Source organism: Micrococcus sp. KRD077 (assembly GCF_017168505.1).
In the GTDB taxonomy this organism is placed as follows: Bacteria; Actinomycetota; Actinomycetes; order Actinomycetales; family Micrococcaceae; genus Micrococcus; species Micrococcus luteus.
Map to the genome: position 1 here is coordinate 126524 of NZ_JABFAZ010000032.1, position 26840 is coordinate 153363.

22 protein-coding genes, 1 tRNA gene and 1 other RNA gene are annotated in these 26840 nt (G+C 72.7%); 8 read left to right on the forward strand and 16 right to left on the reverse strand.

What is annotated here, in order from left to right; genetic code table 11:
* From J1M39_RS08385 to J1M39_RS08410, 7 genes are all read right to left on the reverse strand, one after another.
* Nucleotides 1–380 (reverse strand): transposase (locus J1M39_RS08385; RefSeq protein ID WP_206496675.1); only part of this gene is annotated, 380 nt, incomplete at its 3' end.
* A gap of 97 nt (nt 381–477) precedes the next feature.
* Nucleotides 478–1908 carry a DNA primase family protein gene (locus tag J1M39_RS08390; protein WP_241253938.1) on the reverse strand — a complete coding sequence of 477 codons (1431 nt, stop codon included), beginning with the start codon at nt 1906–1908 and terminating at the stop codon, nt 478–480.
* Nucleotides 1892–2014, reverse strand: coding sequence for a hypothetical protein (locus J1M39_RS12480; RefSeq protein WP_274607831.1), 123 nt, complete (start codon nt 2012–2014; stop codon nt 1892–1894). The genes J1M39_RS08390 and J1M39_RS12480 overlap by 17 nt, the downstream gene beginning before the upstream one ends.
* Before the next feature lie 140 nt (nt 2015–2154).
* The gene (locus J1M39_RS08395; protein ID WP_145992768.1) at nt 2155–2439 is read right to left on the reverse strand and encodes a hypothetical protein; all 285 of its coding nucleotides are present in this window, start codon (nt 2437–2439) and stop codon (nt 2155–2157) included.
* A 147-nt stretch (nt 2440–2586) separates the two neighbouring features.
* Nucleotides 2587–2760, reverse strand: coding sequence for a helix-turn-helix domain-containing protein (locus J1M39_RS08400; RefSeq protein WP_207476666.1), 174 nt, complete (start codon nt 2758–2760; stop codon nt 2587–2589).
* A 519-nt stretch (nt 2761–3279) separates the two neighbouring features.
* Nucleotides 3280–4632: a recombinase family protein gene (locus J1M39_RS08405; RefSeq protein WP_206496669.1), complete on the reverse strand. Its 1353-nt coding sequence runs from the start codon at nt 4630–4632 to the stop codon at nt 3280–3282.
* A gap of 26 nt (nt 4633–4658) precedes the next feature.
* Nucleotides 4659–5411, reverse strand: a complete 753-nt coding sequence (locus tag J1M39_RS08410; RefSeq protein WP_241253939.1) for a hypothetical protein — start codon at nt 5409–5411, stop codon at nt 4659–4661.
* 268 nt (nt 5412–5679) lie between these two features.
* Between J1M39_RS08410 and J1M39_RS08415 the strand changes: the two genes are divergently transcribed.
* Nucleotides 5680–8664, forward strand: a complete 2985-nt coding sequence (locus J1M39_RS08415) for a S8 family serine peptidase (RefSeq protein WP_206496670.1) — start codon at nt 5680–5682, stop codon at nt 8662–8664.
* Between the two features lie 235 nt (nt 8665–8899).
* Here the strand turns inward: J1M39_RS08415 and J1M39_RS08420 are convergent, their stop codons facing one another.
* Nucleotides 8900–10186, reverse strand: a complete 1287-nt coding sequence (locus J1M39_RS08420) for an aspartate kinase (RefSeq protein WP_036315427.1) — start codon at nt 10184–10186, stop codon at nt 8900–8902.
* Between the two features lie 228 nt (nt 10187–10414).
* Here J1M39_RS08420 and J1M39_RS08425 point away from each other — a divergent pair, with 228 nt between their 5' ends.
* Both J1M39_RS08425 and J1M39_RS08430 read left to right on the forward strand, forming a co-directional pair.
* Nucleotides 10415–11428 (forward strand): ABC transporter ATP-binding protein, encoded by a 1014-nt coding sequence (locus tag J1M39_RS08425; RefSeq protein WP_036315428.1) that lies wholly within the window; start codon nt 10415–10417, stop codon nt 11426–11428.
* Nucleotides 11425–12681 carry an ABC transporter permease gene (locus J1M39_RS08430; RefSeq protein ID WP_036315429.1) on the forward strand — a complete coding sequence of 419 codons (1257 nt, stop codon included), beginning with the start codon at nt 11425–11427 and terminating at the stop codon, nt 12679–12681. Before J1M39_RS08425 ends, J1M39_RS08430 begins: the two co-directional genes overlap by 4 nt.
* Before the next feature lie 43 nt (nt 12682–12724).
* On the opposite strand, the gene recR is transcribed toward J1M39_RS08430, so the two are convergent.
* From recR to J1M39_RS08440, 3 genes are all read right to left on the reverse strand, one after another.
* Nucleotides 12725–13324 (reverse strand): recombination mediator RecR, encoded by a 600-nt coding sequence (recR, locus tag J1M39_RS08435; RefSeq protein WP_095347649.1) that lies wholly within the window; start codon nt 13322–13324, stop codon nt 12725–12727.
* A gap of 115 nt (nt 13325–13439) precedes the next feature.
* Nucleotides 13440–13898, reverse strand: a complete 459-nt coding sequence (locus J1M39_RS12315; RefSeq protein ID WP_241253940.1) for a hypothetical protein — start codon at nt 13896–13898, stop codon at nt 13440–13442.
* A complete protein-coding gene (locus J1M39_RS08440) occupies nt 13841–16783 on the reverse strand; it encodes a DNA polymerase III subunit gamma and tau (protein ID WP_342356393.1) in 2943 nt (980 codons plus the stop codon). The genes J1M39_RS12315 and J1M39_RS08440 overlap by 58 nt, the downstream gene beginning before the upstream one ends.
* Nucleotides 16784–16861: 78 nt before the next feature.
* Between J1M39_RS08440 and J1M39_RS08445 the strand changes: the two genes are divergently transcribed.
* Entirely contained in the window at nt 16862–17527 is a 666-nt protein-coding gene (locus tag J1M39_RS08445; RefSeq protein WP_070709156.1) for a malonic semialdehyde reductase, read from the forward strand.
* 39 nt (nt 17528–17566) lie between these two features.
* On the opposite strand, the gene gluQRS is transcribed toward J1M39_RS08445, so the two are convergent.
* Together gluQRS and ffs are read right to left on the reverse strand one after the other, a co-directional pair.
* Nucleotides 17567–18553, reverse strand: a complete 987-nt coding sequence (gene gluQRS / locus J1M39_RS08450; RefSeq protein WP_070709157.1) for a tRNA glutamyl-Q(34) synthetase GluQRS — start codon at nt 18551–18553, stop codon at nt 17567–17569.
* Nucleotides 18554–18569: 16 nt separating this feature from the next.
* An RNA gene (gene ffs, locus J1M39_RS08455) (signal recognition particle sRNA small type) lies at nt 18570–18666 on the reverse strand.
* Between the two features lie 155 nt (nt 18667–18821).
* On the opposite strand from ffs, the gene J1M39_RS08460 reads away from it, so the two are divergent.
* Both J1M39_RS08460 and J1M39_RS08465 read left to right on the forward strand, forming a co-directional pair.
* Nucleotides 18822–18907, forward strand: a tRNA-Ser gene (locus J1M39_RS08460).
* A 217-nt stretch (nt 18908–19124) separates the two neighbouring features.
* Nucleotides 19125–20687, forward strand: coding sequence for an alanine/glycine:cation symporter family protein (locus J1M39_RS08465; RefSeq protein ID WP_041102767.1), 1563 nt, complete (start codon nt 19125–19127; stop codon nt 20685–20687).
* 87 nt (nt 20688–20774) lie between these two features.
* On the opposite strand, the gene poxB is transcribed toward J1M39_RS08465, so the two are convergent.
* Both poxB and J1M39_RS08475 read right to left on the reverse strand, forming a co-directional pair.
* On the reverse strand, nt 20775–22490 hold the full coding sequence (poxB, locus tag J1M39_RS08470; RefSeq protein ID WP_041102769.1) for a ubiquinone-dependent pyruvate dehydrogenase: 1716 nt from the start codon (nt 22488–22490) through the stop codon (nt 20775–20777).
* Nucleotides 22491–22621: 131 nt separating this feature from the next.
* Complete coding sequence (locus J1M39_RS08475) at nt 22622–23518, reverse strand: haloacid dehalogenase (protein ID WP_049146689.1); 897 nt, start codon at nt 23516–23518, stop codon at nt 22622–22624.
* Between the two features lie 103 nt (nt 23519–23621).
* On the opposite strand from J1M39_RS08475, the gene J1M39_RS08480 reads away from it, so the two are divergent.
* Together J1M39_RS08480 and J1M39_RS08485 are read left to right on the forward strand one after the other, a co-directional pair.
* On the forward strand, nt 23622–24554 hold the full coding sequence (locus J1M39_RS08480) for a TspO/MBR family protein (protein WP_070709071.1): 933 nt from the start codon (nt 23622–23624) through the stop codon (nt 24552–24554).
* A gap of 150 nt (nt 24555–24704) precedes the next feature.
* Nucleotides 24705–25688, forward strand: coding sequence for a thermonuclease family protein (locus J1M39_RS08485; protein ID WP_206496671.1), 984 nt, complete (start codon nt 24705–24707; stop codon nt 25686–25688).
* Nucleotides 25689–25708: 20 nt separating this feature from the next.
* Here J1M39_RS08485 and J1M39_RS08490 read toward each other — a convergent pair whose 3' ends face one another.
* Complete coding sequence (locus J1M39_RS08490) at nt 25709–26806, reverse strand: YihY/virulence factor BrkB family protein (protein ID WP_246830380.1); 1098 nt, start codon at nt 26804–26806, stop codon at nt 25709–25711.
* Between the last annotated feature and the right edge of the window lie 34 nt (nt 26807–26840).

The following is a 26840-nucleotide window of genomic DNA, read 5'->3' on the forward strand; positions in this document are numbered from 1 at the left end:
ATGTCATCCAGGCCCCCGAGGCGCCGCTGGCCCTTGGGCACCAGGCGCGGGGTGAACGACCCGCCCCGGTCTCGCGGGACGTCCAGCTCGATCGGCCCGACCTCGGACTCCACGGTCTTCGGGGTGGTCCCGTTGCGGGAGTTGGCGTGCTTCGGCGCCTCGCTCGAGCCCTTCTCGTAGCCCAGATGGCTGGTCAGCTCGGCCTGCAGGCCCCGCTCGAGCGCGGCCTTGACCAGCGCGGGCACGAACCCGCCGTCACCGGTGAGCTCGACGCCGCCCGCGTCGATCTGCGCGAATAGGGAATCAAGCTGCCCTGAGGCTTTCAGCTGCTCGACCAGGTCCTGGCCCGAGGGCTCGCCTGGGTTCTTCTCGTCGATCATGGTCATGATTCTTACCGTTCCTCTCGGTACGGCTTACACAGACCATCTGACACGCCCTGGGGAGGTTTACAAATACCCTTCACCACCCTTCACCCGATCAGTCCTCGCACTCGGCGGTGAGTCCGATTCCGGCCCGAACCATGCCCACTTTGGTGCGCTTGGCCGGGTATCCCAGCCGGTCCAGCTCGGCCCCGAATGCCTTAGCGCTCAGAGGGTCTGCCCCGTCCTGCACTGCCCATGCCGCCCATGACTGGTGCAGGTCACTGGAGCGCGCGGACGCGCCCGCCATGACGACGCAGTTCTCGGCGATGAACCGGCGCACCGCGTCAGACTGGACCGCGTAGGCGTCCGTTGCGGCCTTCACCGCGTCAGGCTCACCCATGCCGTGGTCCTCGTAGTCCCACCACCCGCGCACCGCCCACGTCACTACAGCGTCAGCGGCGGCGCGCAGGCGCTCGGGCAGGGCCGTGTCCCGGTGCTCGGGCGGAATCACCACGTCAAACGGAATGACTCGGACCCGTCGCCACACCGCCGGATCGTTGCCCTTGACCTTGGGCAGATGATTGGTGACGAACACGAATTGGTGCGAGGGCTCCCAGGTGACGGGCGCCTGATACAGATTGCGCGCCGTGATGGGATCACCGCCAGTCAGGCGCTTCATCAGCGCCGCGTCCAGGGGCTTGCCCTCTTCGGTCTCAGAGCCGATGACCAAACGGGCACCGAACAGCTGCATCATCTCTGGCCCGCCTGGCCCCCGTCCGGAGGTCATCAGCAGTTCCGGGTCGATGATGGCGGCGTAGTCGCCCAGCGCGTGCGCAATGGCGGTGTAGGCGGTGCCCTTGCCGTTTGCTCCCGTGCCCGTGAGCACGGGGAACAGGTGCTCACGGACGGCACCGAACACGGCTTGCCCGATGACACGGCGCAGATACTCCCGTTCTGCTTCGACCGGGAGGATCGTTGCCAGAAATGCCTCCCACTCGCCCCCGTCCGCCTTGGGTTCCCACGCGCCACGACATACGCGCGTTAAGCGGTCGGCGGGGTCGTGTGGGCGCAGGGTGCGCGTGCGCAGGTCCAATGTCCCGTTGACGACGTTCAGCAGGTACGGGTCAGCGTCGAGGGCAGACACCGGCACCCGGATACCGGGCAGGGTGGCCGCGATGTCCAGCACGCCTCGGATGCCGGCGGCCGTCTCGCAGCGGCGCACATCATCACGCAGATTGCGGTCACCGTCGTGGGACTCAGCCAGAGCGGAGCGCAGCACCTCATGCACGGCCCGTTCAGCGGCGGCGGTCTCGTCCGGCGCCCACCGCTGCCCGTCCCAGACGTGCCAGCCCAGCCCGTTGACGTACATCAGCCGGCCGCTGTGGGCCTCGGCCAGGCGGTGCGCGATGCGCAGCTGGCCCCGGTGCTTCTCTCCGGGCCGTTCTGCCGGCGGGTGCTCGGCGTAGAGGTCCGGGTGGAAGTAGTCGGGCCGCTGGCGGGTCGTCTCGGACAGGTCCACGTCCTCCATATCAAGCGGCGATGCCATGCGCGTACACCTCCCGGCGGGCCTGGGTGTGCCAGTCCCGGAAGTGGGCGGCAGAGCGGGCGTGGGCCGCCTCGGCGCCGTCCCACCCGGCGAACATGCGGGCCACGGAGTCAGCGATAGCCGGGTGAGCGGGCCCCTCAGCGGCGCCCTGCACGCGTCCGGCGGCCAGACCGGATGCGTGCCCCTGGGCGTAGCCCTCGGCATAGCCGTATGCCCAATCCGCGCAGTGGCGACAGGTCGGGCCGCTCATGCCTTCCACCCCTCGGCCAGCGTCGTGACCGGTGCCAGCCGGCACAGGGTGATGGACGCGGCGTGTCCGCGCTCCACCGCGCGATCAGCGGCGCGCTGAGCGGCGGCCACGGTGTAGAACACGCGGCGCCTGTAGCGGGTTTCCCCGGCCTCGGCGTGGGCGACAACGAGGACGAGGACGCCCTCCAGCATGGTCTCGGGGTCGAGTAAGATGGGAGTGGCGAGCTTGGTAGTGGGGGCCGCCCCGTCGGTAGCGGGGCGGCCCTTCTTCATGTCCGTCATCACGTAGTTTTGGCCTCCGTCTGGCCCGAATCCGGGCATAAAAAAACCCCGCTCGGGGCGGGGTTCGTCAGGTGGGTGATCCGGTCGATCTGTTCAGGGGTGAGCGGGGGCCACGCCTCTACCAGCCGGCGGGCGGCCGCCGCGATTTCAAGGGCGCTCAAGGGCGAGGGCCTCCCGGGCGGCCTGAACGTCGATACGGCGCGTCCGCGGGCCGAGCACGTAGGCCGGCAGGGCGCCCTCCCGGATCAGGCTGTTGATACGGCGGGTGGAGACTCCGAACATCTCTGCGATTTCGCGAGGGCTGTACAGGGTGGGGGCCATCTCGGACAAGGGTTTCCTCCTGAGTTTGGGCACGAAAAAAGGCCAGTCGAGTGACTGGCCTTAGCGATGTGCGTAGGGGTGGGAGTGGGCGGGGGGCTCCCTGCCCGTAGGGCAGATAGAGCGGCCCCGTGGTGTCCGGCGTAGCGGGGCGGCTAGACAACCCTTGTGGGCGCCTGCCCCGAGGACGTGGGACTGTCGTCAGCTTGAGAGGTGTGTTGGCCGCTTCTCCGCCATGTCTGACACCTTGGCCCACCTCTTGCGACCTAACTACACGCTATGACTCACTTCGGCGGCTGTCAACCAGACGGGGCAAAGATCGCCCGCCTGCGGCGACTGGCGGAGAGCGTCCAGCCCTGCCGCCTGGTGGGAGCACTACGTGGCTCTGGCCCACCTCTGGCGACCTAACTACACGTTATGTGACAGTTCCTGCCCCGTCAACGGGATGTGATAAGTATCACCTTGGTGTGCGGGTCCTCCGTGGGCGGCCCACCCTGCTGTCCGCTGGTTCCGCGGAACTCCTCACCCCGTGCGCGGTGTGATCTCCACGGATGCCGGGTCGAACCGGGACCCTTGCGACGTGCGCAGGATCCGCACGTTCATGAGCGTGTCTATCACCGCGCGTCGCCGCGGTATATCCAGACGCTCCCAGCCTGCCGCCACGCTCTCCGCTTCAAGCAGGGGGCGCAGTGCCGCATTGCCCTCGGCCGCGACCATCGCTGCGGTGACCTGTTCGAGACGCTCCGCCATGCGGGCGTTAGCTGCGCGCAACTGTGCGGCGGTAAGGGTGCCGTCGGCGAACTCCACGGCTAGCGCTTCTTGTCGTGCTCGGATCCGGTCGGCCTCGGCCGAGAGTTCTACCTGCCCCGCGTCGTCATGGCGGGTAAAGGCGGCGGCCCCCCGGGTGGACAGGACGCCCACGGCGACCTCAGAAACGTATGCGTCCACGGCCTCCGCGGAACGCGCCACGTGTCCGGCTCGGCACGCGTACTGCCGCTTGTGAGTCGCCGTGTAGTTGGTTCCCACCGGGCTATCGCAGACCCCGCACCGGGCCACGCCGATCAACAGATGTTTAGCGCCGCTGCCTCCTACACGCTTCGTCGGCGCGTCCATGCGATCGAGGGCGGCGCGGTAGACCGATTCGCTTACCAGGGGCGCCCATTCAGCGGGGCCGATGATCTCCCCCCGGTAGGCGCGGAGGCCGGCGTTGCGGGGATTGCGGAGAAACTGCCGAAGGGCGGGTTGAGTCCACTCCCGGCCCGTGCTCGTGCGCACACCCTCCGCGGCCAGACGGCGGCAGATCTCGCGCTGGCCCACGCCTGCATTGAAGTCGTCGTACATGCGACGCACCACGGCCGCCTCGGCGGGGTCATGGGCCACCTTGTCCTCAGCGAATCCGAACGGCCGGCGAGGGCCCCACCCCTTGCCGAGCTCGGCGCGTTGCTGAGCGGCGCGCACCTGCCGCGCGCTCTTACGGTCCACCTCCTGGCGGGAGACGGCCGCCTTAATACGGGCGAACATCCGGCCGGCATCCGTGCCTAGGTCGGCCTCCCCGTTCGCGGTCACGAGGTGTAGTCCGCGTTGTTCGGCGGCGTCGATCCAGTCTTCCAGCTGCCGGGGCTGGCGAGTGAGGCGGTCGAGGTCCCAGCAGACAACGGCGTCGAAGCGGCCGGCCTGCCAGTCTCGGACCATGCGCTCATACCCGGGGCGGGTGACGGTGCGTGATGAAGCTGACACGGACGGATCCTCATAGGTGGCGACGTGCTCCCATCCACGCTGAGCGATGATCCGTTTGCAGTCCTCGCGCTGCCGCTCTACTGCAAGGCCGTCGCCGTGACGGTCGAGGGAGATGCGGAGGTAGATGGCGGCGCGCATGACTCCATCCTAAGCGATGTTGACTTCTATGGGTCCATCCCCGCGTGCAGGCAGCCGGGCTGCTCCATCTCCCGCATCCCGGCGCGCGTGGGCAGGACGCCGTCGTCGCCCTCGTTGCGGTCGCGGGCCTCGGGTGCGAAGAACCGGAACGCGTCGAAGTGCGTGCACCGTATCCGCGAGCCCTCCACCACCGCGTCCGTCCCCCCGGCCCCGAGCCGCAGCGGCAGCTGGGAGTGCCGCACCCCGTGCACGTCCGAGCGGTACGCCATCGCCCACTCGTGCAGCCCGAAGCAGCCCAGGCGTGGCGCCCGCCCCGCCGTGCGCGCGAGCAGTTCCCGCGTGAACGCCACCCCCGACGCGCGGTCGGCCAGCACCGCCGCCACGTCCACCAGCCAGCCGCCCACCGGGCGGCCGTCGACGACGGCGCCTGCCACCTCGCCGGCCTCGACGCGCCGGTAGTGCTTCCACTCGCCCCGTGGGGTCGTGCCCAGCTCGGCCGCCTCGGCACGGGCCGCGGCGCCGTCGTCGTCCGCGAGGAGGACCCCCGGCCCGGGGTGCCAGCGCTGCAGCGCGGCGGGGGAGTGCGTGTAGTAGCCGAAGAGGAAGTCCTGCACCGGGTGCTTCTCACCGCGCATCCGCAGGGCCACCAGCGGGTCCGTGCGTCGGGCGATGCGCTCGCGGTGCGCCAGCGCGTGGGCCCGCCACACGTCGGCGGGCAGGGCGACGACGGCGGGCGGCAGGGTCTCGGAGGGCGCGGGGGCGGTGTGTGGCTCGGGCATGACCCCACCATCCTCCCCCGTGGCGCCCCTCATGAGCGAGCGGGCCCACGTGATGCCGACGCGGGGAGCGCACTCCGGCGGCCCCAATTCGACGGTCCTGGACGTTGCCTGGCAAAGATCTGGTCAAACGCCCTACCGGACGGTAGATTGCACATGTCTCGCTGTGGTGCCCATCACATGGGCGCCGATCTCCCCGTCCCCCGGCGTCATCCCCGCCGGCGTGCCACGGGTGAGAGCTGGGCGGACCTTGATGAGAAAGGCGGAGGCAATGCCTCAGAACCCCACCCCTGCCCGGCGCCGTCGGGCCCTGGCCGCGGCCGTCGCCGGCGCGAGCCTCGTGGCCGCTCCCGCGCTCGCGGTGTCGGCCACCGCCGTCGAACTGCCCGACGGCAGCACCGTCTCCAGCCCGCAGGGCGAGGTGCAGGTCCAGCAGCAGTTCGAGGACGGCCGCTACTTCGTGGTCCTGAAGGACCAGCCGTCGGTGACCGCCCCCGAGGCCGGCGCCGTTCCGGGCGCCGCTCCGAAGGCGAAGTTCGACCCCTCGCACCCGCGCGTGAAGAACTACGAGGCCAAGCTCCAGCGCCAGCAGGAGAAGGTCGCGAAGGCCCACGGCGCCGAGGCCGAGATCTCCTTCCAGCGCGCCGTGAACGCGTTCGTCGCCGAGCTGACCGCCGAGGAGGCCCAGTCGATCGCGAAGGACCCGGCCGTGCTCGGCGTCGCGCCGGACGAGCAGGTGGCCCCGGACTACAGCTCCACCGAATTCCTCGGCCTGCCCGGCAAGAAGGGCACCTGGAAGTCCGTGTACGGCAAGGCCGAGAACGCGGGCAAGGGCGTGGTGGTCGGCGTCATCGACTCCGGCATCCACCCGGACAACCCGTTCATCGACGGTCAGCCCGTCCAGCCGCTCAAGGGCAAGGCCAAGGTCGGCGTGCCGTACCGCACCGCGGACGGCCAGATCGCCGTGCTCAAGGCGGACGGCACCACCGCCACGGCCGAGTGCGAGACCGGCCCGGACTTCCCGGCGTCGTCGTGCGACTCCAAGCTGATCGGCGCCTACGCCTTCTCCGACGACTTCGAGCGCTTCGTCCCGGTGGACGAGCGGGCCCCGGAGGAGCGCATCTCCCCGCTGGGCGTGTTCTCCCACGGCACCCACGTGGCCACCACCATCCTCGGCAACACCGGGGCGGAGCAGACCATCGACGACGACTCCTTCGGCGAGGGCGCGGGCGTGGCCCCGGCCGCCCACCTGATCTCCTACAAGATCTGCTGGGAGGACACCGACCCGAACACCGGCGGCTGCTACACCTCCGCCTCCGTGGCCGCCATCGAGCAGGCCATCGAGAACAACGTGGACGTGCTGAACTACTCGATCTCCGGCTCCAACACCTCGATCGTGGACCCGGTGGCCATGGCCTTCAAGTCCGCCGCCGAGGCCGGCATCTTCGTGGCCGCCTCCGGCGGCAACTCCGGCCCCGGCCCGAACACCGTGAACCACGGCTCCCCGTGGCTGACCACCGTGGCCGCGGAGACGTTCTCCAACGAGCTCACCGCCACCGTGCAGTTCTCCGACGGCACGCAGCTCCGGGGCGCCTCCTCGGCCCGCACCGGCGTGGGCCCGGCCGAGGTCATCCACGCGTCCGAGGTCGCCGCCGGCGACGCCGAGGCCGCGCGTCTCTGCCTGCCCGGCGGGCTCACCGAGGAGGCCGCCGGCAAGATCGTGCTCTGCGAGCGCGGCGGGAACGCCCGCACCGAGAAGTCGCAGGTGGTGGAGGAGGCCGGCGGCGTCGGCATGATCCTCGTGAACACCCCGTCCGGCTCGCTGGACGCGGACATCCACGCGGTGCCGACCGTGCACATGAACGACAACGGCGTGATCGAGAAGGTGAAGTCCTCCGACCTCACCGCCACGATCGTCCCGGGCGACACCACCGGCCTGCCGGAGGACCCGCTGCCCCAGATCGCCGGCTTCTCCTCCCGCGGCCCGGCCAACGCCGTGAACCAGGAGCTCCTGAAGCCCGACCTCGCCGCCCCCGGTGTGAACGTGATCGGCGGCGTCTCCCCGCTGGACCCCGACTACCACGGCAACACGTTCGGCCTGATGTCCGGCACGTCCATGGCCTCGCCGAACCTGGCCGGCATGGCCACGCTGCTGATCGGCAAGTACCCGGCCTGGTCCCCGATGGCCGTGAAGTCCGCCCTCATGACCACCGCCGGCGACGTGTACAACGCCGACGGCACCGTGAACACGGACAACTTCGCCACGGGTGCCGGCTCCGCCGATCCGGCCGCCGCCGCCCGTCCGGGCCTGGTCTACGACTCCGGCAAGGAGCAGTGGGACGCGCTGCTGCGCGGCGACATCGCCGGCCGTGACGTGAACGTCCCGTCCCTGGCGATCCCCGACGTCGTCGGCTCGGCCACCGTGACCCGCACCGTGACCGCCCTGGAGAACGGCCGCTGGCGGTTCTCTGCGAACGTGCCCGGCTTCGAGGTGACCGCCTCCCCGGCCGTGCTGGACCTGAAGGCCGGCCAGTCCGCCGACGTCGAGCTGACCGTCACCCGCACCGACGCCGCCGTGAACACCTGGACCCACGGCTCCATGTCCTGGACCACCGCCAAGGGCAAGGCCGTCCCGGAGGTGACCTCCCCGGTCACCGTGAAGGCGAAGTCCGCGACCGTCACCTCCGCCGTCGAGGGCTCCGGCGCCACCGGCTCCGCCGACGTGGAGATCACCCCCGGCGTGACCGGTGAGCTGACCCCGCAGGTCCTGGGCCTGGGCAAGGTGGACTCCACCGTGGCCGCCGCCACCGCGAGCAACTCGCTCGAGTCCAGCGCACTGGCCGTGTCCACGGTGACCGTGGAGGAGGGCACCCAGTCCCTGGTGGCCTCGATCAACGCGGGCGCCGCCGGCGCCGACTGGGACCTGTACGTGATCACCCCCGAGGGCAAGCAGCTCTCCCGGGCGACCGCGGACGAGTCCGAGACGCTGACGATCGCCGACCCCGCCCCGGGCGCCTACACCGTGGTCGGCCACCTGTACGCGGCCAACGGCGGCAAGGACACCGGCACCCTCGAGACGCTCAAGCTGCGCGAGGACGCGGGCAACCTCACGGTCTCCCCGAACCCGGTGCCCGTGACCTCGGGCAAGGCCACCGAGGCGACCCTCTCCTGGTCCGGCCTGACCTCGGGCACCTGGAAGGGCCTCGTCACCTGGGACGCGGGCATCACGACCGACGTGACCGTCCAGGTCCCGTGACCGCCGACCCCCTCCGTCCTCGCTGACGGAACGGGAGGGACCCCGCACGACGCCGGCCCCGCACCTTCACGCTGAAGGTGCGGGGCCGGCGTCGTGGTGGGTGGGGGAGGGTGGAAGCACCCCGGCCCCCTCGCTTTCGAACGTGGGATAGGCCCTACCTCACGTTCGACAGCGCCCATTCGCCCCATTTCACGTTCGAAAGTCGCCCGGGCGGTGGGCGGGGGAGGGTGCGGCGTCAGCGGCCGGTGCCGCCGTAGACCGTGGCCTCCTCCTCGGCGTCGAGGCCGAAGGCGGCGTGCACGGCGCGGACGGCGTCGTCGAGCTTGTCCTCGGCGGTGACCACGGAGATGCGGATCTCCGAGGTGGAGATGAGGTCCACGTTCACGCCGGCGTCGGCGAGCGCCTTGAAGAAGGTGGCGGAGACGCCCGGGTTGGAGCGCATGCCCGCGCCGATCAGCGAGAGCTTGCCGATCTCCGGGTCCGAGACGATGTCCTGGAAGCCGATCCGGTCCTGGGCGGCGCGCAGGGCGGCCATGGCGTCCTTGCCCTCCACGATCGGCAGGGTGAAGGAGATGTCCGTGCGGCCCGAGCCCTCGCGGGAGATGTTCTGCACGATCATGTCGATGTTCACGTTGGACACGGCGATCACGCGGAAGATCTCGGCGGCCTTGCCGGGCACGTCGGGGACGCCGACGATCGTGACCTTGCCCTCGGAGCGGTCGTGGGCGACGCCGGAGACGATGGGCTGTTCCATGGGAGCGCCTTCCTGAAGGGTGATGGTGTCGTTCGGGTCGGGCATGATCCAGGTGCCCTCATGGTCGGAGAAGGAGGAGCGCACGTGCAGCGGCACGCCGAAGCGGCGCGCGTACTCCACGGAGCGCAGGTGCAGCACCTTGGATCCGGAGGCCGCCATCTCGAGGGTCTCCTCGGAGGAGAGCTCGGTGAGCTTGCGGGCGGTCGGCACGACGCGCGGGTCGGCAGAGTAGACGCCGTCCACGTCCGTGTAGATCTCGCACACGTCCGCGCCGAGCGCGGCGGCGAGGGCGACGGCCGTGGTGTCCGAGCCGCCGCGGCCCATGGTGGTGATGTCCTTGGACTCGGGGCTCATGCCCTGGAACCCGGCCACGATGGCCACGCGGCCGGCGTCGAGGGCCTCCTGCACGCGGTGGGGGTTGACCTTGACGATCCGGGCCCGGCCGTACGAGGTGTCCGTCAGCATGCCGGCCTGGGAGCCGGTGTAGGAGCGGGCCTCGACGCCCTCGGCGTGGATGGCCATCGCCAGCAGGGACATGGAGATGCGCTCGCCGGCCGAGAGCAGGATGTCCATCTCGCGCGCGGGCGCGTCCTGCGTGAGCTCGGCGGCGAGGTCGAGCAGCTCGTCCGTGGTGTCGCCCATGGCCGAGACCACGACGCACACGCGGTTCCCGGCCCGGACTGTGTCCGCGACGCGGCGGGCCACGCGCTCGATGCCGGCGGCGTCGGCCACGGAGGAGCCGCCGAACTTCTGGACGATGAGACTCATGGGTCGCTCCGGACGGGGTCGAGGGTCGGTTCGGGCCAAGTCTAGGGGCGCACTCTCGCGCGGGTCCGCCAGGTGAACCCCTGTTCCGGATGCTGGACCCGGCGCCCGTGGCCGGGCAGGACGACGGCGCCCGCGGCCCCGCCTGCGACCCCGGGCGAGCGGGGATCGGCGCCGGGATCATCCCCCGGGTGGATCCGCGTCCGTGCACTGCGCGGCAAGGATGGGGCCATGACCGCTCCAGCACCCCTGCCCGCCTCACCCGTCCTGGGGGTGGCCGCCCACGACGGGATCGTGGCTCACGGCCTCGCCCGCTCGTTCGGCGCCGTCCATGCGGTGCGGGACGTCTCCCTCACCGTGCCCGCCGGCTCCGTGACGGCCCTCGTCGGCCCGAACGGCTCGGGCAAGACCACGCTTCTGCTGATCCTGGCCACCCTGCTGCGCCCGGACGCCGGCGCCGTGTCCATGGCCGGGGTGGACGCGGTGCGCGAGCCCGTCGAGGCCCGGCGGCGGCTCGGCTGGATGCCCGACACCCTGGGCGTGTGGGAGGAGCTGACCTGTCACGACATCCTCGCCAGCCTGGGACGGCTCTACGGCATGGGGAAGGCGGAGGCGTCCGCGCGCGCGGACGAGCAGCTCGAGTGGGTCGAGCTCACGGAGTTCGCCCACCGGCCCGCCCGCGTGCTCTCCCGCGGCCAGCAGCAGCGCCTGTCCCTGGCTCGGGCCACCGTGCACCGGCCCTCCGTCCTGCTCCTGGACGAACCCGCCAACGGCCTCGACCCGGCCGCCCGCATCCGGCTGCGGGACGACCTGCGCGCCATGGCGGCAGCCGGCACCGCCGTGCTCGTCTCCTCCCACGTGCTCGCCGAGCTCGAGGAGATGTCCGACCGCGCCGTGTTCCTCCGTGAGGGCGCCACGGTGGCCACCCAGGAGTTCCGCGCCGCCGACGACCTCGCCCGCCCCTACCGGATCGCCGGGCCCGACCCGACGGCCCGGGACACCCTCGTCCGCGCCCTCGAGGCCCGCGGCCTGACCGTCACCGTGGCCACCGGCGCCGGCGCGGGCCAGCGCCGGGACGGGGTCGTGGTGCAGCTGCGGGGGGAGGCCGCCGCGGCCGCGCTGCTCGCGGACCTCGTGCGCGAGGGTGTGCTCGTCAGCCACTTCGCCCCGGAGGGCTCCCGCCTCGAGAACGCCTACCTGGGCCTCCATCTGGAGGGCCCCCGCACCGAAGGAGACCGACCGTGAGCACCGCCGTCGCGACCTCGATCCACGACCGCCGCCCGCCGCAGCCGCAGCCGGGGGGACGCCTCGGCGCGGCCCAGGCCGTGGCCACCGTGGTGGGCATGGAACTGCGTCAGCGGCTGCGCTCGCGTGGCTGGTACGTGCTGTTGGGCGTCTTCTTCGTGGTGGTGGGGGCGGTGACCCTCGGCGCCCTCGGGCTGCGCGGCCTGGGCGTGGCGGAGATGGAGGCGTCCGGCCTGGAGCCGGAGCTGGCGGAGCAGCAGATGCGCGCCCTGGGGCGGACGCTCTTCGACGGCGTCCTGCTCTTCGTCCTCACCCTCTCGCTGCTGGTCTCGCCCGCCCTGGCGGCCAACGCGATCTCGGGCGACCGTGCCGGCGGCACCCTGGCCATCACCCAGGTCACCCTGCTGCGGACCGGGCACCTGATGGCGGGCAAGTGGCTGGCCGCGTGGATCGCCTCCGCCGCGTTCCTCGCGGCCGCGCTGCCGTGGCTGGCGGTCGCGGCCGTGGTGGGGCGCGTGTCCCCGTGGGCCGTGCTGGTGGGGCTCGTGATGATCCTCGTGGAGTTCGGCATGATCGCGGGGATCGGCGTGGCCGTCTCGGCGATCGCCGGGCGCACGCTGTTCGCCGTCGTGGTGACGTACCTGATCGTGGCGGCGCTGACGATCGGCACCCTGGTGGCCTTCGGGCTGTCTCTGCAGTTCCTGCAGACCGAGGTGCGGGCCAACGACGCCGAGTACGGCTCCATGACGGCGGAGCCGTTCACCGAGGCGGAGCTCGAGAAGATGACCCCGGAGGAGGCGGAGCAGGCCTGGGCCGAGTGGGAGGCGGCGCACCCGGAGCTGTTCGACGGGATCGCCGACCGGTGCGTCGGCCCGGTGACCGCTCGGACGATCCCCGACCCGCGGCGCAGCGGATGGCTGCTCGCGGCGAACCCGTACGCCGTGCTCGCGGATGCCTCCCCCTGGGAGGGCGGGCTCCTCGCGGACGGTACCCGGGTGGATCCCGGGCCGCTCAACCTGCTGTCCGTGGGGCTGCGCTGGACCCAGCGTGACCCCGTCCGGGACGTCGAGTGCCTCGACGGCGAGCTGCGCGGTCTCGACCAGAGCGGTGTGCCGGACCGGCAGGGCACCTGGCCGGTGTGGCCGCTCGGCCTGGCGATGCAGGGTGTGCTGGTGGCCGGGCTGGTCTGGTGGGGCCACCGTCGCCTGGACACCCCGGCCGGGCGGCTGCCCGCCGGCACGCGCGTGGCCTGAGCCGGGCCGGCGTCGGGCAGGACCCGCTCGACGCCGGCCCGTGTCAGCCGCTGATCAGGCGACGTCCCTCGAAGGCACGGCCGAGGGTGACCTCGTCCGCGTACTCGAGGTCCCCGCCGACGGGCAGACCGGAGGCCAGGCGCGTGACGCGGATGCCCGTGGCGCCGAGGAGGCGGCCGAGGTAGGTGGCCGTGGCCTCGCCCTCGAGGTTGGGATCCGTGGCGAGGATGACCTCCTGCACGGCCTCGTCCTGCAGCCGGGTGAGCAGCTCGCGGACGTGCAGCTGCTCGGGGCCGATGCCGGCGATCGGATTGATGGCCCCGCCGAGCACGTGGTACCGGCCCTGGAAGGCGCGGGTGCGCTCCATGGCCATGACGTCCTGCGACTCCTCGACCACGCAGATCTGGGAGCCGTCCCGGCGTTCATCCCGGCAGAGCGAGCACACCTCGTCCTCGGAGACGTTGAAGCAGACCGAGCACAGCCGCACCCTGTCCTTGACCGTGCGGATGGCGTCCGCGAGCCGCAGCATGTCCTCCCGGTCCGCCTCCAGCATGTGGAAGGCGATGCGCTGGGCGGACTTCGGCCCGATGCCCGGCAGGCGGCCGAGCTCGTCGATCAGGTCCTGCACCGCGCCCTGGTACATCCGTCTCCCTCGTCCGATGGTGCGTCTCGTGGGGCGTGCGCCCCGACGCGGCGCCGTGGTCCGGCGCCGCGTCCATCATGCCCGCGGCCCCGGACGGCGTACGGGCGCGTTCGCCTCAGGCGTCGTTGGGGCGTTCCTCGAGCAGACGGCCGCCGAGCACCCGTTCGACGACGGCCCGGCCCACGAGGCCCGAGTCCTCGAGCGGGACGTCGTCGTCGCTGGCGACCTCGTCCTCCCACCCCACACCGGACGTCGCCGGGGCGGCGGGGCCGGTGTCGGCGGGCCGGGTCGGGCCGCGGCCCTGGGCGGCCTCGCGGGCGGCGTGGATGGCCGCGGCCCGCGCGTCCAACGACGGCGGCGCCGAGGCTCCCCCGGCGGGCTCGACGTCGGCGGGGCGCGCCCCGAGCGAGGCCGCGCTCGGCCGGCCCCCGGCGGGGGAGCCCGGCGAGGCGTCCGGGTCGGGGCCACCGGGAGCGCCGGGGCCGCCGCCCGTCCCGCCGCCGCTCGAGCCCGCGTTCACCGGAGGCTCGAGGGGCCCACCGGCCCGCAGCCGCTCCATGAGCCGCGGGTACATGCTCGCCGGATGGCCCGAACCCGGGAAGTCCGAACCGGTCGGGCCGGCAGCCGCGCGCGGCGCGGCGTCTGCGTCGTCGGCGGGCACGCCCGGGTCAGGGGTCGCGTCGGCCGTGGGCGAGCCCGTGGGGCGCCGCTCCTCGTCCGAGGACGGGCCGGCGCCCGAGGCGGCCGGGTGGAGATCGCGTCGCTCCGTGGCCGCTGCGTCGTCGTCCGGGGCGGGCGACGGCGTGGCAGGCCGGGCGGAGTCACCGTCCGCGGCCGCGCCCGCGCCGTCGTCGAAGCCGGCGGGACGGGTCGCGCCGAAGCGCTTCGCGAACTCCGCGCGCAGCTCCGCCTCCGGACGGGCGAACACGGGGATCGAGTGCTCCTCCTCGCGGACCAGCGGCCCCGGGTCGTAGGCCCGACGGACCTCCTCGGCGCTCGGCTCGCTCTCGCCGGGGGTCGGGGCGTCGGGCCGGACCGGGGAGTCCTGGCCGGCGTCCGGCGCGGCGCCGCCGGGGGCCGGTTCGGCCTGCGGCGGCGCCCCCCAGTCCTCGACCGACGGCACGGGACCGTCCCAGCCGGGTGCGCCGACGGGCCGCTCCTCGGCGTCCCGGGCCGGCGGGGTCCAGCCCTCGGGGCCGTCCGAGTCGTCCTGCTCCGCGTCCGGGTCGAACACGGGCAGCGAATCCCACGGGTCCTCCTCGGGCGGGGGAGCATCGTCCCAGGCGGGCGGCTCGTCGTCCGGGCCGCCCCAGCCGTCCGTCGGCGGGGCGGGGGCGGGCGTCGTCGATGACGCCGGCGTCGGCCCCCAGGTGGTGGCGGGTGCCGCGGGCGTCCAGGCGGGGCTCGGAGATGTGTATAGGAGACAGGGGCCGGACCCGGCACCGGGGCGGGGCGGTTCGGCTGTGTCGCCGGTCGGTCGGGCCGACTCTGCTGCGGGGCCGGACGCTCAGGCCGGTCCGTCCGCGCCGGTCCGGCCGGGCGAGTGCCGGACTGTGCGCGGGCGTCCCCGGTCGGGGCGTCCCCGCCGAGGATCAGGTCGAGCCGCGGGCGGATGCCGAGCACCTGGTGGACGGCCTCGCCGAGCACGCGGTCGCCGCCCCGGCCGAGCAGCGACTGGCGGGGCCCGTCCTGCTGGAAGCCGATCGTCAGCAGCGAGCCGTCGTAGCCCGCGACGCTCGCGTTGTCCTTCACCAGCATCCACACCAGCCGAGAGGCGTCCTCGAGGGCCGCGAGGATGTCCGGCCAGGCCCGGCGGATCATCTCCACCTGGCTCGCCGCCGGGGCGGGAGCGGGGCTCGACGGCGCGGCACCGGTGCTGTCCTGGGCCTGGGGCCGGCCCTCGGGCTCGGGGCGGCCCTCAGGCTCGGGGCGGCTCCCGACCTCCGGGCGACGCGCGCCCTCGGCACGGGCCCCGGCCTCGGCCGGTTCGGGTCGTCCGGGCTGCGGCGGCTGCTGCGGACGCTCGGACCTCGTGGTCCCGGCGGCGGCGTCCCCCTCCGGCGCCTCGGCCGCGGCGGGCTGGGCGGGCGGTGCCCAGCGCTCCGGCGGGGCGGTGGACGCGGTCGGCGCGGGCTCCTCCGGCCGCCGCATGGCGGCCCGGGCGAGCGCGGCACCGGTCAGAGTGCCGGAGCCCTCCGCGTTCTCGGCCGATCCGCCGCCGTCCGCGGCGGGCGTGCCGGACCGGGCCGGCGTCGTCGTGCCCTCCGGGGCGCCGTCCTCGACGGGCGCGGCGCCACCGAGCTCCAGGCGCCGTTCGAGGGCCTCGAGGCGGGCGGCCAGGCCGCGGTGCGTCTCGTCCGAGGCAGGCAGCAGCAGGCGCGCCATGAGCAGCTCGAGGTGCAGGCGGGGACTGGTGGCCCCCACCATGTCCGTCAGCGCGAGGTTGGTGACGTCCGCGAGGCGGGAGAGCTCCGCGCGGGAGAGCTGCGCGGCCTGCGCCGACAGACGCCGCACCTGGTCCTCCGGCATGCCGTGCAGGATCGCCCCGGCCTCCTCCGGCAGGGCACGGGCGATCACGAGGTCGCGGAAGCGGTCCAGCAGGTCCTCGACGAAGCGGCGCGGGTCCTGGCCGGACTGCACCACGCGGTCCACCACGCGGAATACGGTGGGGGTGTCGTCCGCGGCGACGGCGTCGATCACGTCGTCCAGCAGGGCTTCCGGGGTGAAGCCGAGCAGGCTCACCGCGAGCTCGTAGGAGACCTGGCCCTCCTGGGCACCCGCGATCAGCTGGTCCAGCACGGAGAGCGTGTCACGCACCGAGCCCGTGCCGGCGCGCACCACGAGCGGCAGCACGCCCTTCTCCACGGACACGCCCTCCTCCGCGCACAGCTGCTCGAGGTAGGCGATGAGCGGCTCCGGCGGCACGAGCCGGAACGGGTAGTGGTGGGTGCGGGAGCGGATGGTCCCGATGACCTTCTCCGGCTCCGTGGTGGCGAAGATGAACTTCAGGTGCTCCGGCGGCTCCTCCACGATCTTGAGCAGCGCGTTGAAGCCCGCCGCGGTGACCATGTGCGCCTCGTCGATGATGAGGATCTTGTAGCGGTCCCGGACCGGGGCGAACGTGGCCCGCTCGCGCAGGCCGCGGGCGTCCTCCACACCGCCGTGCGAGGCCGCGTCGATCTCCAGCACGTCCAGCGAGCCCGGCCCGCCGGTGGCCAGGTCCCGGCACGAGTCGCACTCGCCGCACGGCGTGGGCGTGGGGCCTTGGGCGCAGTTCAGGCAGCGCGCGAGGATGCGGGCGGACGTGGTCTTGCCGCAGCCGCGCGGGCCGGAGAAGAGGTAGGCGTGGTTCACGCGGTCCTTCGCCAGTGCGGTGCGCAGCGGGACCGTGACATGGTCCTGCCCGATCACGTCCTCGAAACGGTCCGGGCGGTAGCGGCGATACAGGGCGGTGCTCACCCTCGAAAGCCTATCCGGCGGGCGGACGGGCTAAGGGAGCCGGGGAATGCGCACGCCCGCCGGCCCGTTCCCTGGCCCATGACCACCACGCACATGCACACCGACGCCGAGGACACGATCCACCCCACGCAGCCGGCCCCGGACGCGGGACCGCTGAGTCAGGCCGAGATCGACCGCCTCTTCGCGGACCGCCACACGACGCAGCTCTTCTCGGACGAGCCCGTCGACCTCGCGCTGATCGAGCGGGCCTACGCGGACCTCCGCTGGGCGCCGACCGCCATGAACAACCAGCCGCTGCGGCTCGACGTCGTGGACAGCCCCGAGGCCCGCGCCCGCCTGGCCCCGCTCATGATCGAGTTCAACCGGGAGAAGACGGAGCGCGCCCCGCTCACAATGATCGCCTCCTACGACCTCGACTGGCACCGCCACATGGGCCACCTCGCCCCGTTCCGGGAGGGCTTCGAGGAGGATGCCGAGGGCAAGCCGGGCATGCGCGAGGGGATGGGCCGCACGAACGCGCTCATCCAGGTGGGCTACCTGCTCGTGGCCCTGCGCGCGCACGGGCTCGAGGTCGGCCCCATGGCCGGGTTCGACGCCGCCGCCGTGGACGCCGAGTTCCATGCGGACCGTGCCTGGAAGTCCCTCCTGGTGATCAACGTGGGCCACGCCGCCGCAGACGACGAGAAGGCGCAGCAGCCCCGCCAGGGCCGCCTCGACTTCGACCAGGCCGCCCAGGTCCTCTGACCGGGGCCGGGCCTGCGGCGGATCAGGGCGCCGGCCCGCTCAGAGCCCGGTGAACACCCACGGATCACGCGGCAGGGCGGCCGGGTCGAACGCGGGCACGGCGGCCGCCAGCGGTCCCGCGGGCAGGCCGAGGGACTCCAGCAGCCGGTCCCGCACCCGCTCGGGGGTCCACGCCGGGTCCTGCGCGGCGAGGTCCTCGAGCGTCACGGCGCCGTCCCGCTTGGCCAGCCGCCGCCCCTCCGCATTCAGCACGAGCGGCACGTGCAGGTACTCCACCGCGGGCGTCGGCTCCCCGCGCGCGGCGCACAGCGCCTCGGCCAGCCAGCGCTGACGCGGGGCCGAGTCGAGCAGGTCGTCACCGCGGACCACCTGGTCCACGCCCTGCGCCAGGTCGTCCACGACGACGGCCAGGTTGTACGCGTACGCCCCGTCGTTCCGGCGCAGCACCAGGTCGTCGACCAGGCCCGTGACCTCGCCGTGCAGCACGTCCACGGCGGTGGCGCGGGGGATCCCGCCCGCCGGCAGGCCCGCAACCTTCGCCGCGTCGATCCGCAGGGCGGCGGGACGCACCCGCCGTCGCTCGGCCCGCTCGGCCTCCGTCAGGTCCCGGCAGGTGCCCGGATAGAAGCCGGGCGGACGCAGCGGCACGGTGCCACCGGGGGCGGGGGCGCCGTCGTCGGGCCTCGGGTGTGGGGCCGACGTCGCCTCGGCGATGTCCTTGCGCGAGCAGAAGCACTCGTAGACCGCGTCCGCGCCGTGCGCGGCGCGCAGGGCGGCCACGGCGGCGTCGTACAGGCCGGTGCGTTCGGACTGACGCACCGGCTCGGCGTCCCAATCCAGCCCGACGGCGGCCAGGTCCGCCCGCTGGTCGGCCTCGGCCCCGGAGCGGACGCGGTCCAGGTCCTCGATCCGCAGCAGGAAGGCGCGGTCCGTGGCGCGCGCCGCGAGCCACGCGACGAGCGCGGTGCGCAGGTTGCCCAGGTGCAGGCTTCCCGTGGGGGAGGGGGCGTAGCGTCCGGCGGGCATGGGATCTCCTGGGGAAAGCGAAGACCCCTCACGCACCTGCCAGAGCCCACCTACCCTTGCTACCTTCCGGTCCTGGGGGAGTTCAGCGAGATGACACCACGTGAGGGGCCGCCGACGACTCTACCAGGGCGGCGGCGGGCGCGGCGATTCGGGCCGCGGGGAGGCCCAGGCCGAGCTCGCGCCTCCCGCGGAGGATTGGCGCGGCCCAGGACGATCTGGTTATGATGGAGCCTGCCCTCGCGCGGTCCGCCGCCTGAGGGCGCACCAAGGAGGATTCGCCTAGCGGCCTATGGCGCACGCCTGGAACGCGTGTTGGGTTAACAGCCCTCGGGGGTTCAAATCCCCCATCCTCCGCGGGTAGGCCCCGGGACCCCAGTGGTTCCGGGGCTTTTCGCATGTCCGGGGCCGCTGTCGTCGCGGGCCGCGCGCCCGGACTCCCGATCCGCCACGCTGGATGCGAGACGCGGGTCACATTTGCGCGTATCCTTCTCCCCAGTCGTCCGGGACCGCCGGCGGCCGCCGCTCGGAGCTCGCACCGCACCGGCCATCCCCACCCCGATCTGGAGACCCCATGTCCTTCGCAGATCTCATCACCGCCGTGAACGACGTCATCTGGTCCCCGGCCCTGATCTGGCTCTGCCTGATCGTCGGCCTCTACTTCACCATCCGGACCATGTTCCTGCAGTTCGTGAACATCCCGGACATGGTGAAGCAGCTCCGCGAGGGCCAGGACTCCGCGGACGGCACCTCGTCCCTCCAGTCCCTCATGATGTCGCTCGCCGGCCGCGTCGGCATGGGCAACATCGGCGGCGTCGCCACGGCCATCGCGTTCGGCGGCCCCGGCGCCGTGTTCTGGATGTGGGTCATGGCCCTGCTCGGCGCCGCCACATCCTTCATCGAGTCCACGCTCGGCCAGATCTACAAGGAGCGCGACCCGGACACCGGCGAGTACCGCGGCGGCCCGGCGTACTACCTGGAGAAGGCCTACAAGCACACGGCCGCCGCCCCCGCCTTCAAGGCGTACGCGATCCTGTTCGCCGTCGTCACCGTCTTCGCCACCAGCTACTTCCTGCCGGGCGTGCAGGCCAACGGCGTGGCCGCGGCCGTGGGCGAGGCGTGGGCCGTGCCCGCCTGGGTCGTGGCCCTGGCCATGGTCATCCTGCTGGCCTTCATCGTCCTGGGCGGCGTGAAGCGCATCGCGACGTTCGCCGTCTACGTGGTGCCCGTGATGGCCGTGCTGTACATCATCCTCGCGCTGATCGTGCTGTTCCTGAACTTCGACCAGATCCCCGAGGTCTTCGGCTCCATCTTCGCCAGCGCGTTCGGTGTGCACGCCGTGTTCGGCGCGATCCTCGGCCTCGCCATCCAGTGGGGCGTGAAGCGCGGCGTCTACTCCAACGAGGCCGGCCAGGGCACGGGTCCGCACGCCGCCGCGGCCGCCGAGGTCTCGCACCCGGCCAAGCAGGGCTTCGTGCAGGCGTTCGCCGTGTACATCGACACGCTCTTCGTCTGCTCGGCCACCGCGTTCATCATCATCTCCACGGGCGCCTACCGGGTGTACTCGGACGGGTCCGGCTCCGGCCTGCTGTTCGAGGGCATCGTCTCGCCGACGGCCTCCGAGGGCCCGGCCTTCGTCCAGACTGGCTTCGACGCCATGTTCACCGGCTTCGGCCCCACGTTCGTGGCCGTGGCGCTCGCGTTCTTCGCCTTCACCACGATCGTGGCGTACTACTACATGGCCGAGGTCAACCTCGTGTTCCTCACGCGCAACCTGCGCAACGGCATGGTCCGCCGCGTCGTGCTGCGCTTCCTGCAGGCCCTGATCCTCGTGTCCGTGGCCTACGGCGCCGTCGCCACCACGGGTGCGGCCTGGGGCCTCGGCGACATCGGCGTGGGCTCCATGGCCTGGCTGAACATCCTCGGCATCCTCGTGCTGCAGGGCCCGGCCCTCAAGGCCCTCAAGGACTACCGTGCACAGAAGCGCCAGGGTCTCGACCCGCAGTTCGACCCGCGCCCGCTCGGCATCCGCAACGCGGACTTCTGGGAGCACCGCGCCGACGGCCTGATCACCCAGGGCGTCGCCGGCACGGCCGAGCACCCGATCGTCACCGAGGGCGGCGCCCACCGCGCCTGACGGGCCGGCGGGGCTGGGCCCTCCCCGCCCCACCACGACGACGGCCCGGACGCCGCCAGCGTCCGGGCCGTCGTCGTGCGCGGCAGGTCAGAACAGCTGGCGCAGGTTCGCCTTCGCGAGGTCGAGCAGCTTGGTGCCCTTGCCGTCGAGGACGGTGCGCATGGCGTAGAGCGCGAAGCCCTTGGCCTGCTCGAACTCGATGCTCGGCGGGATCGTCAGCTCCTGACGCTCGGTCTTGACCACCAGCAGCGCAGGCCCGTCGTGGGCGAGGAACTCGCGCATCACCGCAGGCAGGTCCGTCGTGTGGTCCGCGCGGAAGCCCTTGATGCCGGCTGCCTCCGCGATCGCCGCGAAGTCCGGGTTCTGCAGGTCCGTCCCGAAGGGGACGAACCCGGCGGCCATCATCTCGAGCTCCACGAAGTTCAGCGAGTCGTTGTCGAACACGAGCGTCTTCACGGGCAGGTCGTTCTGCACGAACGACAGCAGCTCGCCGAGCATCATGGCCAACCCGCCGTCGCCGGCCATCGCCACCACCTGGCGGGTGGGGTCGACCGCCTGGGCGCCGACCGCCTGCGTGACCGCGTTGGCCATGGAGCCGTGGGACAGGGAGCCGATGATCCGGCGGCGCCCGTTCATCGTCAGGTACCGGGAGGCCCAGACCACCGGGGAGCCGACGTCGGGCAGGAACACCACGTCGTCGTCGGCCAGCTCGTCGAGGAGGCGGGCCACGTACTGCGGATGCACGCGTCCGCGTCCCGGGGAGGCCAGCTGGTCGAGGTCCTTGCGGGTCTTGGCGTAGTGCTTGAGCGCCTTGTCCAGGAACGCCGACGACGAGTTCCCGCGCAGCAGCGGCAGCAGGGCCTGGGCCGTCTCCTTCACGCCGCCCACGAGCGGCACGTCCACGGCCACCCGTCGGCCGATCTGCTCGCCGCGCACGTCCACCTGGATGACCGTGGCGTCCTCGGGGTAGAACTGCCGGTACGGCAGGGAGGAGCCGAGGATCAGCAGAGTCTCGGCCTCCTTGAGCGCGTGGTAGCCGGAGGCGAAGCCGAGCAGGCCGGTCAAGCCGACGTCATACGGGTTGTCGTACTCGATCCGGTCCTTGCCGCGCAGCGCGTGGACGATCGGGGCCTGCAGGCGCTCCGCCAGGGCCACGACCTCGTCGTGGGCGCCGGCCGCACCCGCGCCGGCCAGGATGGTGATCCGCTTGGACGAGTCCAGGGCCTCGGCGGCCTCGCGCAGCACGGAGTCCGCCGGGATGACGCGGGACGGCGTGTGACGGATCACCTCGGGCTTCGCGGAGAGCTCGGTGAGGGCCACGTCGCCCGGGATCACGAGCACGGCCACGCCCCGCTGCTCGACGGCGGCCCGCATCGCGGTGCGCAGCATGCGGGGCATCTGGTCCGCCGAGGAGACGTGCTCCACGTAGACGGAGCACTCGCGGAACAGGTCCTGCGGATGGGTCTCCTGGAAGTAGCCCGAGCCGATCTCCTCCGACGGGATGTGCGCGGCGATCGCGAGCACCGGAGTGCGGGAGCGCTGGGCGTCGAACAGGCCGTTGATCAGGTGGAGGTTGCCCGGACCGCACGAGCCCACGCAGACCGCGAGCTCATCCGTGAGCTGGGACTCGGCGGAGGCCGCGAAGGCCGCGGTCTCCTCGTGCCGGGTGTGCACCCACTGGATGCCGCCGTGGGAGCGCAGGGCCTCGGTCAGCCCGTTGAGGGAGTCCCCGGGCACGCCGTACATGCGGCGCACGCCCGAGGCGTGGAGGGTCTCGACGATGTTCTGGGCGACGGTGGCCACGGTGGAACCTCTCTCTGGTCGGGAGGCGCCCGGGCCGGTTTCGGCAGGGGCGCGGCATTGCCTTCCACGCTAGGGGTCGAGGTCCAGGCCCGGGGAGGGTCGGCCGTCCGCAGAGGGGGCGTCCGGCCTGGTCAGCGCAGCAGGTCGCGCTCCACCCAGCGCAGCAGGGACTCGCCCGCCCGCTCGTGGACGTCGTCGGCGTCGCCGATGCCGCGTTCGGCGAGGATCGCCGCCGTCACCACGCCGTAGGGCTTCTCGGGGACGCCGTCGGCGGGCCGCACGTCCATGTGCTCCACGGCGAGTCCGCGCTCGTGCAGCCGGTCGGCCATGGCGTAGTCGCTGCGCGAGTCGCCCGCGGTGAGCCAGCGTTCGGGCACCGGGGTGCCCGCCTCCGCCAGCAGGTCGAAGCAGCGCTCGACGCCCAGGTCCTTGCCGGAGGAGCGGTGCTCGACGTCCACCGAGATCACCGAGGGGGCCACGCGCACCTCCTCGGCGAGTCCGCGCTCGGCGAGCAGATCCTCGACGCCCGCGGCGACGTCGTCGCGCACCCGCTCGTACTCCGTCTGGTCGGCGCCGACCGTCTTCTCGAGGGAGACCATGGCCAGCTTGGTGCGGTCGGTGAACTGCAGGTCCCCGGCGCGCTCATCGTTGAGGGCCCAGATCGCGTCACGGGTGTCCGCGTCGATGGCCATGTCCGGGTCGGTGCGGAGCCAGTCCGGGGCGGTGCCGTCCACGGTGACGTCGGGCAGGTCCCCGGAGGGCACCGCGGAGAACGGGAACCACACGGCGCCCTTCTCGCAGATCGCGTGGAAGGGAGCGTCGTCCGGGAGGCCCGCGTCGCGCAGCGGGGCGATCAGGTTGTGCAGGAGGAAGTCCGTGGAGCGGCCCGTGTTGAAGCCGACCGGCACCCCGCGCCTCGCGAGACGGACGAGCACGTCGATGATCCCCTCCGGCACGGTCCGGGTCTCGGTGGAGGCCACGGGGGCGTCCACGTCCAGCAGGAGTCCTATCGGGGAGGAAGTGCGCATGCCCCCACCCTAGGCCGCGGTGGCCCGTGCCCGCGATGGGCCCGGCGGCTACGCTGACCCTGAGACCGGGCACACCCCCGACGATCACCCCACGGGAGCACCCATGAGCACCGCCACCGACCTCGGCCCGTCCCGCAGCCCCTTCGGCCCCGACGCCGCGGCGCGCGTCCCCAGCTCGGGGACGGGGCTGTCCTCGACGGGCGGCCGGGTGGCCATGCTCGTGGTCGTGATCCTCGCGGTCGTGGCCGCGTTCCTGGGCTCCGGCGTCGTCGGCGGCCTGACCCCCGTGGCCGAGGCCGCGGGCGGCTGGCTCGGCCCGGACGCCACCTGGGTCTCCCCGGCGACCCCCGCGTTCGGCATCTGGTCCGTGATCTACGCGGGGCTGCTGGCGTACGCCGTGTGGCAGTTCCTCGCCTCGGCCCAGTCCGCCCGTCACGACCGCCTGCGACCGTGGATCCTGGTCTCGGTGCTGCTCAACGCCGCGTGGATCTGGACGGTGCAGGCCGGGCTGCTGGGGCTGAGCGTCGTGGTGATCGCGCTGCTGCTGACGTGCCTGGCGTGGATCCTGGTGCTCCTCGAATCCGTCCGCGCGCACAGCTGGGGGGAGCGGATCCTCCTGGACGGGGTGCAGGGCCTGCATCTGGGCTGGGTCTCGATCGCCGCCGTGGCGAACCTGGCCGCGTGGCTGGCCTCGACCGGCGTCGTCGGCGATCCGGGGCAGTCGTCCTTCTGGGCGAAGGTGATGCTCGTGGTGGCCGTGCTGATCGGCGCGTTCACGGCCGTGTACAACGGCGGCCGCCCGGCTCCGGCGTTCGCGCTCGCGTGGGGTCTGGTGTGGATCGGCGTCGGCCGCGCGGACGGCACGGGGCTGCTCTCGGGCAGCCTCGCCCTCCTGGCGTGGGGCGGCGCCGCGATCGTCCTGCTGTGCTGGCTGGCCGCGCTGCTGCTCTCCCGCCGGTCCGCGACGGGCGAGGCCCGCGACCTCGTCCTCGACGCCCTCGACGGCGGCGGCGACCCCATCGACGGCCGCCGCTGACCCCCGTCGTCATTGACGGAACGGGGACCGATGTTGTCGTGACGTGCGGCAACACCTGTGCCTCCCACCTGCGATGATGTGGTGATCCGAAGGCCCCGCCTCACGGCGGGGCCTTCGTCATGTCCCCGTCCCTTCCCCTCCAGGATCCTCGTGCCCCTTGCCCGTCTGCGCGCGGCGCTCCCCGCGGCCGCACTGTCCCTGCTCCTGCTCACCGGCTGCACCGCCACCGACGACGGCGTCACCCCGGCGAGCGATGCCGACACCTCCGCGTCGGTCAGCACGATGCCGATCACGTCCACCCCCTCCGTCGACGCGGCTGCGACGAGCCGTGCCGCTGCGTCGTCGCTGGCCGCTTCCTCCTCCGCCGCGCAGAGCTCGCGCGCCGCAGCGTCGTCCTCGAGCGAGGCCGCCGAGTCGCGTGCCGCTGAGGGCTCCCGCAGTGCCGAGCCGGCGGCGCCCGCCGCCCCGGCCGACGTCGAGGGAGACGTGGTCACGGTCGAGTCGATCTCGGACGGCGACACGCTCCGCGTGACCCTCGGCGAGGTGTCCACGCGGGTGCGCCTGCTCAACATCGACACCCCCGAGACCCACCACCCCTCGAAGCCGGTCGAGTGCATGGGACTGGAGGCGACGGCGGCGCTGAAGTCGATGATCAGCCCCGGCGACACGGTGGTGCTGCGGTACGACCGCCGGCTCTACGACCGCTATGACCGCCTCCTCGCCGGCGTGTACGCCGACGGCGTCCTGGTCAACGCCGAGATGGCCCGCCTGGGCTATGGCGAGCCGGCGGTCTTCGACGGCAACGACCGTTTCCTGCCCGAGGTCGAGGCGGCGTGGGAGCAGGCCCGGGCGAACGGCGTCGGCAGGTTCTCCGGGGAGTGCGGCACCGCGGCCGAGCCCATCCCGGAGGCGGCCCCGGCCCCCGCCCCGGAGGCGGCCCCCGCGGCCGGCGACGCGGGGCCGGTGCGCGGAGCCGACTCCGTGTGCCCGGACTCCCACCCGGTCAAGGCCAACGACAACTCGGGCATCTACCACATGCCCGGTCAGCAGCACTACGGCAAGACCAACGCGCGCAACTGCTACGCCTCCGCCGCCGCGGCCCAGGCGGACGGCTACCGGGCGGCCCGGCGCTGAGGGCGCCGCATCGGGTGCGGTCAGCGGCCCTCGTGGACCGCCCGCAGCTCGTAGCCGCGCTCCTCCACGGCCGTCTGCTTCTCGGCGCGCTTCTCCACCCCGGCCACGTCCTTCGGGGGCAGCTGCACCCGAGCCTCGGCGGGCAGGCCGGCCTCGAGCTGGCGGGCACGCTCCACCTCGGCGTCGACCTCCAGGCCGAGCAGCAGCACGATGTTGAAGATCCACAGGGCGAACAGCAGCGCCATGATCGTGCCGATCGCGCCGTACGCCGAGTAGCCGGCGAACTGCGTGAAGTACACGGACAGGGCCACCGCGGCCAGCACCATGCCCACCAGCGCCACGATGTTGCCGGGGCCGAAGAGGTGGAAGCGCGGCTTCTGGACGTTCGGGGTGGTGTAGTACAGGGTCGCGATCAGCACCAGCAGGATCAGGACGACGACGGGCCACTTCACCCACGCCCACACCGGCAGGAACGTGTCCGACAGGAAGTTCACCACGCCGGTCATGCCGAGCGGGCCGGCGATCGGCTGGAGGAAGCCGTCCACGAGCGAGCGGTTCAGCGCCAGCGAGAGCAGCACGACCACGATGCCCACGATCAGGATGAGCGTGGTGAGCAGGTTGGTCAGCGTCAGCTTCACCAGGCCGCGGCCCTCCTCGTAGCCGTACACCGTGTTGGCCGAGCGATTGAACGCCTTCACGTACGCGGAGGCGGACCACAGGGCGGTCGCGATGCCGATGACGAGGGCGATGATCCCGCCGCCTGAGGCGGCCGAGTCGCTCATGGTGGTCACCAGGTTCGTGACGAGCGCCTGGTAGTCGCTCGGGACCAGACCGGTCAGCTGCCCCAGCAGATCGTCGATGGCTCCGCGGTTGGAGGCGAGCACGAGGGACAGGATGGAGAACACGGCCAGCAGCGAGGGGGCCAGCGAGAGCACCAGGTAGTAGGTGAGCTTCGCGGCCAGGTCGGTGCCGCCGTCGTTGCCGAACTCCTTGAGCGCGCGCGTGAGCGCGTACTTCCAGCCGGCGCCGTCGAGCTTCACCCCCTTGAGCCGCTCGGCACGCTGGTCGGGATCGATCTTCGCGGCCTCCAGGGTCGCGTCCACAGGATGAATGGCCACGTCGGTCCTCTCGCGCTCGGGGGCAGGGTGCGGA

Bases quoted from the DNA above. Each gene is read 5' to 3' on its own strand.
- J1M39_RS08445 (WP_070709156.1), top strand. From the start codon at position 16,862: ATGACCACCACGCACATGCACACCGACGCCGAGGACACGATCCACCCC.
- J1M39_RS08395 (WP_145992768.1), bottom strand. From the start codon at position 2,439: ATGACGGACATGAAGAAGGGCCGCCCCGCTACCGACGGGGCGGCCCCC.
- J1M39_RS08425 (WP_036315428.1), top strand. From the start codon at position 10,415: ATGACCGCTCCAGCACCCCTGCCCGCCTCACCCGTCCTGGGGGTGGCC.
- J1M39_RS08390 (WP_241253938.1), bottom strand. From the start codon at position 1,908: ATGGCATCGCCGCTTGATATGGAGGACGTGGACCTGTCCGAGACGACC.
- gluQRS (WP_070709157.1), bottom strand. From the start codon at position 18,553: ATGCCCGCCGGACGCTACGCCCCCTCCCCCACGGGAAGCCTGCACCTG.
- J1M39_RS08400 (WP_207476666.1), bottom strand. From the start codon at position 2,760: ATGGCCCCCACCCTGTACAGCCCTCGCGAAATCGCAGAGATGTTCGGA.
- J1M39_RS08475 (WP_049146689.1), bottom strand. From the start codon at position 23,518: ATGCGCACTTCCTCCCCGATAGGACTCCTGCTGGACGTGGACGCCCCC.
- J1M39_RS08415 (WP_206496670.1), top strand. From the start codon at position 5,680: ATGCCTCAGAACCCCACCCCTGCCCGGCGCCGTCGGGCCCTGGCCGCG.
- J1M39_RS08405 (WP_206496669.1), bottom strand. From the start codon at position 4,632: ATGCGCGCCGCCATCTACCTCCGCATCTCCCTCGACCGTCACGGCGAC.
- J1M39_RS08465 (WP_041102767.1), top strand. From the start codon at position 19,125: ATGTCCTTCGCAGATCTCATCACCGCCGTGAACGACGTCATCTGGTCC.
- J1M39_RS08410 (WP_241253939.1), bottom strand. From the start codon at position 5,411: ATGCCCGAGCCACACACCGCCCCCGCGCCCTCCGAGACCCTGCCGCCC.
- J1M39_RS08480 (WP_070709071.1), top strand. From the start codon at position 23,622: ATGAGCACCGCCACCGACCTCGGCCCGTCCCGCAGCCCCTTCGGCCCC.
- J1M39_RS08420 (WP_036315427.1), bottom strand. From the start codon at position 10,186: ATGAGTCTCATCGTCCAGAAGTTCGGCGGCTCCTCCGTGGCCGACGCC.
- recR (WP_095347649.1), bottom strand. From the start codon at position 13,324: ATGTACCAGGGCGCGGTGCAGGACCTGATCGACGAGCTCGGCCGCCTG.
- J1M39_RS12315 (WP_241253940.1), bottom strand. From the start codon at position 13,898: ATGTACCCGCGGCTCATGGAGCGGCTGCGGGCCGGTGGGCCCCTCGAG.